The sequence below is a fragment of the Parendozoicomonas verongulae genome, from assembly GCF_009711465.1.
GTDB lineage: Bacteria > Pseudomonadota > Gammaproteobacteria > Pseudomonadales > Endozoicomonadaceae > Sansalvadorimonas > Sansalvadorimonas verongulae.
On sequence record NZ_SMME01000491.1, the window covers coordinates 714 to 1,050 of the forward strand.

Below are 337 nucleotides of genomic sequence, written 5' to 3' on the forward strand. Positions count from 1 at the left end.
GACCTCCTCACCCTATTCCCTTAGGGCCATTAGATGTGATGTCAACAGGCGGCATTGCCATACACCCTGCGGACAGCACACATATCTACCCCGGTGAAACTATATCTTGCACCGTCAACAGATCTGCCGGGCACCACCTTGTGCATTGCCGTGGTAAAAAACAAAACACCCAAGTCACACTCACAGGATCAACAGCTGTACAACACCTGGCAGTTGAAGCAGGTACCACAACATGGATCAGGAACCCATCTGACATTTGCTGCACTTCCAGTCACAATGAAGACCCTGATATCTTGTGCACTCCTCCTCCTTCTTCACCTCTCTCTCTGAACACTCT